At 34.7% G+C, this 10740-nt stretch carries 9 protein-coding genes; 5 read left to right on the plus strand and 4 right to left on the minus strand.

Features of this window, described 5'->3' with window-relative positions:
• Positions 1-169: 169 nt before the first annotated feature.
• From BLR30_RS12555 to BLR30_RS12570, 4 genes are all read left to right on the plus strand, one after another.
• Complete coding sequence (locus tag BLR30_RS12555; RefSeq protein WP_228400764.1) at positions 170-2803, plus strand: glycoside hydrolase family 3 N-terminal domain-containing protein; 2634 nt, start codon at positions 170-172, stop codon at positions 2801-2803.
• A 101-nt stretch (positions 2804-2904) separates the two neighbouring features.
• Positions 2905-3177, plus strand: a complete 273-nt coding sequence (locus tag BLR30_RS12560) for a hypothetical protein (RefSeq protein ID WP_089859320.1) — start codon at positions 2905-2907, stop codon at positions 3175-3177.
• 177 nt (positions 3178-3354) lie between these two features.
• On the plus strand, positions 3355-4743 hold the full coding sequence (lpdA, locus tag BLR30_RS12565; protein WP_089859324.1) for a dihydrolipoyl dehydrogenase: 1389 nt from the start codon (positions 3355-3357) through the stop codon (positions 4741-4743).
• Between the two features lie 171 nt (positions 4744-4914).
• Entirely contained in the window at positions 4915-5712 is a 798-nt protein-coding gene (locus BLR30_RS12570) for a patatin-like phospholipase family protein (protein WP_089859327.1), read from the plus strand.
• A 70-nt stretch (positions 5713-5782) separates the two neighbouring features.
• On the opposite strand, the gene BLR30_RS12575 is transcribed toward BLR30_RS12570, so the two are convergent.
• Together BLR30_RS12575 and BLR30_RS12580 are read right to left on the minus strand one after the other, a co-directional pair.
• Positions 5783-6505 (minus strand): ABC transporter ATP-binding protein, encoded by a 723-nt coding sequence (locus BLR30_RS12575; RefSeq protein ID WP_089859330.1) that lies wholly within the window; start codon positions 6503-6505, stop codon positions 5783-5785.
• A gap of 82 nt (positions 6506-6587) precedes the next feature.
• Positions 6588-7115 (minus strand): hypothetical protein, encoded by a 528-nt coding sequence (locus tag BLR30_RS12580; protein ID WP_089859333.1) that lies wholly within the window; start codon positions 7113-7115, stop codon positions 6588-6590.
• Positions 7116-7805: 690 nt separating this feature from the next.
• On the opposite strand from BLR30_RS12580, the gene BLR30_RS12585 reads away from it, so the two are divergent.
• On the plus strand, positions 7806-9251 hold the full coding sequence (locus tag BLR30_RS12585) for an OmpA family protein (RefSeq protein WP_089859336.1): 1446 nt from the start codon (positions 7806-7808) through the stop codon (positions 9249-9251).
• A 115-nt stretch (positions 9252-9366) separates the two neighbouring features.
• Here the strand turns inward: BLR30_RS12585 and BLR30_RS12590 are convergent, their stop codons facing one another.
• Both BLR30_RS12590 and BLR30_RS12595 read right to left on the minus strand, forming a co-directional pair.
• Positions 9367-10074 carry a lipopolysaccharide kinase InaA family protein gene (locus BLR30_RS12590; RefSeq protein ID WP_089859339.1) on the minus strand — a complete coding sequence of 236 codons (708 nt, stop codon included), beginning with the start codon at positions 10072-10074 and terminating at the stop codon, positions 9367-9369.
• Between the two features lie 310 nt (positions 10075-10384).
• Entirely contained in the window at positions 10385-10723 is a 339-nt protein-coding gene (locus BLR30_RS12595; RefSeq protein ID WP_089859342.1) for a MerC domain-containing protein, read from the minus strand.
• Between the last annotated feature and the right edge of the window lie 17 nt (positions 10724-10740).

Genomic DNA, 10740 nt, shown 5'->3' on the forward strand with positions numbered 1-10740 from the left:
GGTTTCGCCTGTCTGAACGGGATAAATAATAGCTTTCCCCTAAAATAGTTTAAACAAATTTAAAAAATAATTTGCATATTAACACAGTACCTTTTGCTTCAAGGTAAAAGAACAAATCTTAAATTAAATTATTCTTAAAATGCATTTTAAACTTCGATTTAAAATTATAATGATTTCGTTATTGAGCACAACATTTATTACCGCTCAAAAACCATTATACAAAGACCCGAAGCAGCCTGTTGAAGCCAGAGTTCAGGATCTATTAAAAAGAATGACACCTGAAGAAAAATTCTGGCAATGCTTCATGATTCCCGGAGATTTGGATAACGTTCCGAAAGGTCAATATTCTCACGGGATTTTTGGATTACAGGTGAGTGCAGGGAATCAGGGAGGTGGAGCAGCAGGGCAAATGCTGACCTATAACGCCAATGAAGATGCAGAAAGATTGGCTAAAAAAATCAATGCCATCCAGAAATATTTTGTTGAAGAATCACGATTGGGAATTCCTATTATTCCTTTTGATGAAGCTTTGCACGGATTAATGAGGGAAGGCGCAATAGCTTTTCCGCAGGCGATCGGTTTGTCGGCCACATTTAATCCTGAACTGATGAAAGAAGTTTCAACAGCAATTGCTAAAGAATCGAAATTGAGAGGAATCCGACAGATTTTAACACCTGTGGTGAATCTTGCAAGCGATGTGCGATGGGGAAGAACCGAGGAAACCTATGGTGAAGATCCGTTCCTGACTTCTGTGATGGGTGTGAATTTTGTCAGTTCCTTTGAAAGCCAGGGAATCATCACTACACCAAAACATTTTTTAGCGAATGTGGGAGAAGGAGGCCGCGATTCGTACCCGATTCATTGGAGTAAAAGATATTTGGAAGAAACGCATTTAATTCCATTTGAAAAAGCTTTTAAAGAAGGTAAAAGTCGTTCTGTGATGACTTCTTATAATTTATTGGATGGAAGACCTTCAACAGCAAATCATTGGTTACTAACCGAAAAATTAAAGAAAGAATGGAATTTCACAGGCTTCGTCATCAGCGATGCTAGTGCAGTTGGAGGTGCCAATGTGCTGCATTTTACGGCAAAAGATTATGATGATGCTTCTGCGCAGGCCATGAATGCAGGTCTTGATGTAATTTTTCAAACAGAATATCAACATTATAAATTGTTTATTCCACCGTTTCTGGATGGTAGAATTTCACAGGAAAGAATTGATGATGCAGTTTCGAGAGTTTTAAGAGCAAAATTTGAATTGGGTTTGTTTGAAAATCCTTATGTTTCCGATAAAGAGATTGAAGAATTAAAGAAAATCAATCATAAACCTTTAGCAGAAAGAGCTGCCGTTGAATCGTTTGTGTTGCTTCAAAATAATAATCAGACGCTTCCGGTTTCTGAAAATTATAAAAGAATTTTGGTGGTTGGAACCGATGCTGTTGATGCAAGATTAGGCGGTTATTCCGGTCCGGGAAATAAGAAAGTGAGTATTTTGGATGGAATTAAAAGCTTTGTTAAAAACAAAAATATTGAAGTCAATTATTCAAAAGGAATCGACTGGAATCTGAAAAAATTTTCAACTGTTCCTAGTGAGTTTTTATCTTTTGAAAACCAAAAAGGATTAAAAGGAACATATTTTTCTAATCCTGATTTAAAAGGAAATCCGGCTTTTGAAAGACAGGATGAACAATTAAATTTCAAATGGACTTTGTATTCTCCAAATCCTGAGAAATTACAACCCGACAATTACGGCGTTCGTTGGACAGGAAAATTGGAAGCTCCGAATTCAGGAAAATATCAATTGGGACTTCGTGGAAATGATGGTTTCAGATTGTTTTTAAATGGAAAGCTATTGATTGATAATTGGGAAAAGTTAGGCTATTCAACAAAAACAGTTGCATTTGATTTTGTGAAAGGTCAAAAATATGATATTGTTGTTGAATTCCATGAAAATAGGGGAGAAGCCAACATCGAACTGATCTGGAATTATGGTTTGCAAGACTATCAAAAAGATTTTGATGATGCTTTAAAGCTTGCTCAAAATGCAGATTATATCATTGTAACCGCAGGAATTCACGAAGGAGAATTTCAGGATCGTTCTTCGCTAAGCCTTCCCGGAAATCAGGAACCATTTATTCATGAAGTTTCAAAATTAAATAAACCGGTAAGTGTAATATTGGTAGGCGGTTCTGCTGTAAAAACAACCGATTGGAAAGATAAAGTAGGAGCTATTCTGGATGTATGGTACCCGGGCGAAGAGGGTGGGAATGCCGTGGCAAAAGTTCTTTTCGGAGAAGAAAACCCTTCGGGGAAATTGCCGATTACCTTTCCCATTGAGGAAGGACAATTGCCTTTAACGTACAATCATCATCCGACCGGAAGAGGAAACGATTATTATGATTTGAGCGGTGAACCTTTATATCCGTTTGGCTTCGGATTGAGCTATACGACTTTTGATATTTCTGATCTAAAACTGAATACATTAAAATTTAAGGCAAACGATACGATTATTGCTAAAGTAACTGTAAAAAATACAGGTTCAAAAGCTGGAAGTGAGGTAGTGCAGCTTTATGTGAAAGATTTGCTCGCCTCGGTTTCAAGACCTATTATTGAACTAAAAGGATTTTATAAAGTATATTTAAAACCGGGAGAATCAAAACAAATTTCAATTGAAGTTCCTGTGAAAGATCTGCAGTTTTTAGACGAGAAAATGAACTATATCGTAGAGAAAGGAACGTACAGAATTTTTGTAGGGAATTCTTCAAAGAATCTGACTTTGAAACAGAATGTTGAAATTGAATAAACTTTTTTTGAAAAATATGGTATGATATGTGTAATATCTGCTTCGAAACGGAATGGATTTATTGAAAGTAATTAATAAAATCATTCAAAAAAGTAAATCTCATGAAAAAGTTTTTTATACCAGCACTTTTATTTTTAGGTTTGTCGTCGAATGTATTTGCACAGAAACATCCTCCTCGACCACCTGTTTCTCCGCATCCTTCAAAAACAGAACTATATAACAATAAAGCGCGGGAACTGGAAAAAAGATATAATAAGGAAAAGCGAATGATCCTTAACCATCCGCTGGCAACCAAAAAAATGAAAAATGCCCAGCTGAAAGCGCTTAATGAAAGATACAGAAATGAAAAAAGACTGCTTAGAGCGGTAAAGTAAAACTTAATGACTGAGGAAGTATATTTCTTTAGTCATCAATTTAGAAACAATAAAATAAAGAGAGTGTTCCGGCGCTCTCTTTTTCTTTTTGTAATGGATGATACCATGTCAGTTGTAGCGTAAGAAACACTCAACATCCAATATTTTTCCTTAAATTCGCATAAAAATTTTAAGCTAATGAATTACGATATTATTGTCATCGGAAGTGGTCCTGGTGGATATGTTACTGCAATCAGAGCAGCACAGTTGGGTTTTAAAACTGCAATTATCGAAAAAGAAAGTTTGGGAGGAATTTGCCTTAACTGGGGATGTATTCCGACGAAAGCTTTATTAAAATCGGCTCAGGTTTTCCATTATATCAATCATGCTGAAGATTATGGTTTAAATAAAGTAGAAGGAAGCTTTGAATTTCCGAATGTAATTCAGAGAAGCCGTGGCGTAGCCAACAAAATGAGCAAAGGGATTGAATTCTTAATGAAAAAGAATAAAATCGACGTTATTTTAGGGACTGCAAAAGTACAAAAAGGTAAAAAAGTTTCTGTTACCGATAAAGAAGGTAAAGTAACTGAATATACGGGAAATCATATCATTATCGCTACCGGAGCGCGTTCCAGAGAATTACCAAACCTGCCTCAGGATGGTAAAAAAGTAATCGGATACAGACAGGCATTATCTCTTCCTGAGCAGCCTAAATCGATGATCGTTGTAGGTTCCGGAGCGATCGGGGTAGAATTTGCCGATTTCTATAACACCATGGGAACAAAAGTAACGGTTGTGGAATTCATGCCAAACATCGTTCCTGTAGAAGATGAAGAAATCTCTAAACACTTGGAAAAATCTCTGAAAAAATCAGGAATTGAAATTATGACTAATGCTTCTGTAGAAAGTGTTGATACAAGTGGAGAAGGTGTAAAAGCTACGGTTAAAACTGCAAAAGGAAACATTACGCTGGAAGCTGATATCTTGTTGTCTGCGGTTGGTATTGCTGCCAACATCGAAAATATCGGCCTTGAAGAGGTGGGAATCCAGACAGATAAAGGAAGAGTTTTGGTTAATGAATGGTACGAAACTTCAGTTCCGGGTTATTACGCAATCGGGGATATTATTCCTACTCAGGCTTTGGCACACGTTGCTTCTGCTGAAGGAATTACTTGTGTTGAAAAAATCAAAGGAATGCATGTTGAAAAAATCGACTATGGCAATATTCCGGGATGTACATACTGTCACCCTGAAGTTGCTTCTGTGGGTCTTACCGAAAAGCAGGCTAAAGAAAAAGGATACGAAATTAAAGTGGGTAAATTCCCTCTTTCTGCAAGCGGAAAAGCTACGGCAAACGGAAATACAGATGGTTTCATCAAAGTTATTTTCGATGCTAAATACGGTGAGTGGTTAGGTTGCCACATGATCGGAGAAGGTGTTACAGATATGGTTGCTGAAGCTGTTGTTGCCAGAAAACTGGAAACTACAGGTCACGAGATCATTAAATCTATTCACCCTCACCCGACAGTTTCTGAAGCAATCATGGAAGCTGCTGCTGCTGCTTACGGAGAAGTGATTCATATTTAATTCAAGCACATATAATATAAAAGCCCGGAATTTCCGGGCTTTTTCTATGATACAGACTGGCAATGACTTATTTTTTACTATGAGAATTATAAATAGCAGATCTTTTTTTAATTAACAAAAATTTAGAATAAGCAGACCTTGTATCTTGTTGTATTTTCTTAAATTTATTCAATGAATTCTGAAAAAATCGGACTCGTTTTGTCAGGTGGCGGAACAAAAGGCATCGCACACGCAGGCGTTTTAAAATTTCTGAAAGAAAAAGATATTGAAATTGATATTCTTTCATGCTGCAGCGCAGGCTCTATTGTCGGCTCAATGTACGCCGTTGGAAAAACTCCGGAAGAAATTCTGGAATTCTTCAAATCGGTATATTTTTTCAACTGGAAGCATTTTGCATTTAATCAACCCGGACTGGTTTCATCGGTGATTTTCAGAAATTACCTTGCACCTGTTTTTGGAGATATGAAGCTTAAAGATCTCGATAAAGAGGTCAGAATTGTCGCTACAGAACTGGTAAACGGAATCGAAAAAATATTTGACCAGGATTTTAAAGTGGTTGATGCGATTATTGCCTCATGCTCAATTCCCGGAATAACGACACCATACATTATTAATGATGAAATGTATTGTGACGGGGGAGTACTTAATAATTTCCCTGCCGACATTATCAGAGATAAATGTGATAAGCTGATAGGCGTTTTTGTTTCTCCGCCTCATGATATTAAAATTGATGATCTCAAATCAATTAAAGCCATTGTTTCTCGTTCTTACGATTTGCTTTCGTACAGAATTGAAAAAATAAAATTTGACCATTGCGATTGGTTTATCTCTTCACAGGAACTTTCAACGTACGGAACTTTTGAAAGAAGAAAAGACCGGTTAGAAAAAATCTTTCAAATCGGATATGAGGCTGCAAAAGAAAGTTTCAATGAAAGCAGCTTTTATCTTACAAAACAATCGCCGGCATAAAAAAACTCTCACTGAATTGGAGAGTTCAAATATATTTTTAAGACTATTCTGATTTTTAATATGTAAATTCCTAATGGTCAGTTTCAGCAACTGGATTCGTTTGAGTGTAGCTGGCAAAAGCTTCTTCCAGACTTCCGAATTTACCTTTAAATTCTTCGATAGGACCGTCCTGAAGAATATTTCCTTTATGAATAAGAATTACCCTTGAGCAAAGAGCTTCGACTTCCTGCATGATGTGAGTGGAGAGTAATACTGTTTTTTGCTGACCTATTTCTTTTATGACATTCCTTATTTCTATGATTTGATTGGGATCCAGACCATTGGTAGGTTCATCAAGGATCAGTAGATCTGGCTGGTGGAGGATAGCCTGTGCAAGGCCTACTCTCTGTTTGTACCCTTTGGAAAGCTGCCTGATTTTCTTTGCTTTTTCCGGGGTGATGCCTACCAGTTCGATTACTTCGTCTACTCTTGATGAAGAAATCTTGTGAATATCAGCTACAAACTGAAGATATTCTTTCACGAACATTTCGAGATAAAGCGGGTTGTTTTCGAGCAGAAAACCTATGTTTTTTTTGCTTTCTATTTCGTATTCGGTAATATTTTTTCCATTGAAAATTATTTCTCCTTCATCAATTTTTAAAGCTCCTACAATAGATTTCATCAGGGTAGATTTTCCGGCTCCGTTCGGCCCAAGAAGCCCGATGATTTCGTTTCTGTCGATGGAAATATTAATGTTGTTCAGTGCAGTTTGCTCACCGAATTTTTTTGTTAAATTGTTTATCTGAAGAGACATAATTGATAATGATCTTTTTGCAAAAATAAAAATAAAAAAGCTCATTCTGATGAACGAGCCTGATTAATCTTATTATAATTGATTATTTCTTTGTTTTTTTGTCCTTAGACCCTGAAGCTCCTGCTGAACCTGCATTTGTCGAAGAAGGCTTTTCATACATTGCCGATTTCCCGTTTTGCCTGCCAAAGATTTTGTCGATTTGTTTTTTATTCAGAAACTGTGATTTACCGACGTATTTCCTGTTCTTATTTATATATTGTATAAACTGAACGGTTGGTTGCCCATAGTTTTTTTCAAAATGCAGCTCAATAATGTCATTAGGAAGTTCCAGGATGATATTGCTTGAAGGGCTGTCAATAAATCCATTTATAATAAGTTCATATAATCCGGATACGTCTTTATTGAGATTCTGAAAAGAGAAAGATCTGAATGTGTTCAGGTTAGCAGTGTTCAGATCCTGATAGTTGATCGTAAATTTATCATCTTTTTTATATAAACCTACGGAATTATCTTTACCAATTTCCACCACACTCTCATTTTTCAGAACCTTAATTTGTGAGAAGGCTGAAATACCGAACAAACATGTAAATAGTAGAATTATTTTTCTCATAAGGCAACTTTTCTGTTTTATAATTTGGTACAATTGTCAAAAGAATAAAAAACTAAAACATTTTTATATTTCCTCTCAGCAAATGTAAAGAAAAAAATTAATATCTGTCATTAAGTTTTGGTATTGTATTTTTTTCATTATTTATTGAATTATTTTAATTAATTGTATATCAGTTTTTTAATTGTTAATCTGTAATGATCGCAAATAGAGATTCGTTCGATAATTTATATAATTCATAACTAATGCTTTGATATTCAATAATTAACAAATATTAATATTTATTTGTTGAATTACTATTAAATAAATGTTAATCCTTATCTACTGCAAAAAAAATTAAATGACAATAAGATAAAGAGTGATTTTTGATTGAAATTTGACTTAAAAAATGAAATTTAATAGATTAATTTTCGCTTTAAAAATGAAATTGATTTATTTTTTTCAAAAATAATATGCTTAGCATATTAAATGTTGTAAATTATTGATATGCAGGTTTATGACATACCATGTTTTTTCTTTTTCTCTTATGTTTCAAGTGCATGTCAGGCTTCTGAAATGTGATATAAAGGGCTTGTGGTATAATAATTGGATAATGATGAGCACGAGCTGAAACTCAAAAATTGAGGCTATTTTGTTTTGTGCTTACATAAACTGAACTGCCTTTTTTCTTAACGAAACATTAAAAAATAATATATGAAATCAAGACTATCAATCTTATCATTAGCAATCGCATTACCCACATGCGTTTTTGCACAGGATTCGCTTCAGGTAATGAACAATACGCAATATCCTAATACTTATTCTTCGGGATCTGTAAACGTACAGCCATTTACTAATTCTTCAAAGAGATTCAATGACTGGTCGATCTCCTTTGGTGGGGGTGTGCCTTTAATGCAGTCTGCAGATCTGGTATCTATTAAAACAAGTAGCGGAAAAGGTAAAGATTTGTTTGGATATTCAGCGTATTTCAGCGTTGATAAAGCAATTACTCATGCATTTGGTTTGAAATTACAATATGACCGTGGAGAAACAAGACAAGGGTACTTCAATACGAAAGATGCAGCACCGGCCAATGCGAGAGCAAACGGGCAAATAGGGGCAAGAACTCAGTATGATGCTATATCAATTTTAGGGGATATTAATTTCTCAAATCTTTTAAGAAGAGTTGATAACAAATCTCCGTACAGATGGGCTTTACATGGTTATGCAGGTATAGGAACTCTAGCTTACAGAGCGTATCAGAAGGATGAATTCGGACAAAGATTAATGAAAGAGGTTAAACCATTCAAATTCGGTTCATTATTTGGTCAGGCTGGTGCAGGTTTGAAATATAAAATCAACAACCGTCTTGACCTAGAAGGAAGAGTAATGTATGTTGTAACAACCGATGATACATTTGATGGAGCTGGTATGGATAGAAATAACAAGGCTTCAGATAACTTCATAAATACCACTTTGGGTCTTACGGTTAACCTAGGGAAACACGAATCTCACTTAATGTGGCACGATCCTTTGCAGGAAATGTACTACAGAATGGATGTGCTGGAATCTAAAACTACAGATATTGTTGTTTGTAAAAATGGAGATGCCGATAACGACGGAGTATGTGACGATTGGGACAGACAGCTTGATACTCCTGCCGGAGCAAGAGTTGACGGATCTGGTGTTGCATTGGATGTAGATTTGGATGGTGTTATCGATCTTTATGACAAATGTGTAACAGTTCCTGGAAGTGTTGAAAACAACGGATGTCCTGACCAGACTCAGGGACAGGGAGTCGTTTCTGAAACTGAAACAAAGCTGGAAGGAATTGAATTTGATCTTAATTCAGACAGAATTTTGCCATCAAACACACCAATCCTGAATAATGCAGTGAGCTATATTAACTCTTCTGATGGTTCTTACACTGTTGTAGGAGCTACTGATACAAGAGGAACAGAAGCTTACAACAAAAGATTATCTGAAAAAAGAGCAAGCAACGTAAAAAATTATCTTATTCAGAACGGTGTGCAGTCTTCAAAGCTTGATGCTCAGGGAAATGGAAAAACTGACCTTAAATATCCGGAATGTGATCCTGCATCTAAATGTCCTGAATGGAAAAACAGAGCCAATAGAAGAGTATATTTTAAAGCAAAATAAATAAAATAACTTCTAATTTTTCTGAGACTGTCATCTATATGACAGTCTTTTTTTATATACTATGAAGAAAATTAATGTGTTGAAATTCTATCATAAATTTTAATACTTTTCATATTTAAATGTTTATTGTAGAAGCTTTACTCATCTTTTTTAGACAATAATCTTCCGGAATTCCCGATAAAGCAGCATATTCGGAAGCGATAAGACTTAGTATTTCTGTATCTTTTGTCAATTTTGCAAGGTTTTTCAGACGTTTTTTGGGTTCTATTTTGTCATAAAAGTTCATTTTATCAAGATCCACAAGATAGATCAGATATTCCTTTTTTATTCTTTTTACCAGAAAATTTCCTGGAGAATTGTCAACAAACTCGATTCCGTTGTTATGAAGTTCATACATTAGGGAAGCGTATTGCCTGATGATTTTTTCTCTGTCAGTGAACGAAAGATCATCAAGGATTTCTGTAAAAATAGTTGAGTTATTAAGTTGCTCGCTGATGTAATAATTTGCTGCAAGTCCTGAAAAATCATATCTTTCAATATAAGCAACAGGCTTTGGAGTATGAAAATTCTTGCTGATGAGGAATTGTGCATGCTCAAAGGACAATCGGGCTTTAGATTTACGGTAAAGCTTGTAGCCCTGTCTGTTTAAGATATTGCGCTGCCTGAAAAGTTTAAAATTTAAGGTTGAATCAGTAAGGTTGAAAAATTTAACAATATTTCTTTTTTCATCCCCGATTAGATTTCCCTCGTTTTTAAATTTCTTTAATGTAAAGATTATTTCTTCTTTCATATAAGAAGTGTCTTCGGCGAGAATAATTTTCATATTGATTAATTTAATTTTTAAAGATAATTCCTATTTATTTATTAAAATGTTTTTACGCTTATAAATGGGTATCATTCTGACATATACAAAGATACGTATTTATTAAGCCTTATCATATGAAATTAATATTCTATTTTTTGTGATACTATTAATATATTTTTAACGTATTTTATTTGGAATAAAAATATTATTCATTAAAAATTTTTATTCATTAAAATTTGATATATCTGTAATCTGGTAATACATTTCTCAAACAAATATTTAGTCTGATAGTTAAGTTATCAGATCAATGATATTTTTTAATTATCAGCTAGTGGTTATGTTTTTTGAAATTGATAAAATGAGCGGTGATTAATCCCGCAGCACCGGCAAATATTAATTCTGAATGAATATGAAATATAAAATCTAATCCTACGGAAATACTGATAAGAGAGATAGAGGCCCAGAAAAGAGCTTTTAACCAAAATGATGAGATCCTTTTTGTGACCCTGTAAACAACTGTGGCTCCTATGAGCAGGAATACCAGATCAATATAAGGATTATGCGAAATTCCTATGGGAATAATCATCAACAGAGGAAACAGTATACAATGAATCAGGCAGGCAACTGCCGCGGAAATACCGATATAATCTAAAATTTTTGTTTTCATTAAACTAACTTTATTGC

The organism is Chryseobacterium taeanense, from assembly GCF_900099685.1.
GTDB classification, from domain to species: Bacteria; Bacteroidota; Bacteroidia; order Flavobacteriales; family Weeksellaceae; genus Chryseobacterium; species Chryseobacterium taeanense.

Coding starts and splice junctions, on each gene's coding strand:
- BLR30_RS12555 (WP_228400764.1), top strand. CDS start 170: ATGATTTCGTTATTGAGCACAACATTTATTACCGCTCAAAAACCATTA.
- BLR30_RS12560 (WP_089859320.1), top strand. CDS start 2,905: ATGAAAAAGTTTTTTATACCAGCACTTTTATTTTTAGGTTTGTCGTCG.
- lpdA (WP_089859324.1), top strand. CDS start 3,355: ATGAATTACGATATTATTGTCATCGGAAGTGGTCCTGGTGGATATGTT.
- BLR30_RS12570 (WP_089859327.1), top strand. CDS start 4,915: ATGAATTCTGAAAAAATCGGACTCGTTTTGTCAGGTGGCGGAACAAAA.
- BLR30_RS12575 (WP_089859330.1), bottom strand. CDS start 6,505: ATGTCTCTTCAGATAAACAATTTAACAAAAAAATTCGGTGAGCAAACT.
- BLR30_RS12580 (WP_089859333.1), bottom strand. CDS start 7,115: ATGAGAAAAATAATTCTACTATTTACATGTTTGTTCGGTATTTCAGCC.
- BLR30_RS12585 (WP_089859336.1), top strand. CDS start 7,806: ATGAAATCAAGACTATCAATCTTATCATTAGCAATCGCATTACCCACA.
- BLR30_RS12590 (WP_089859339.1), bottom strand. CDS start 10,074: ATGAAAATTATTCTCGCCGAAGACACTTCTTATATGAAAGAAGAAATA.
- BLR30_RS12595 (WP_089859342.1), bottom strand. CDS start 10,723: ATGAAAACAAAAATTTTAGATTATATCGGTATTTCCGCGGCAGTTGCC.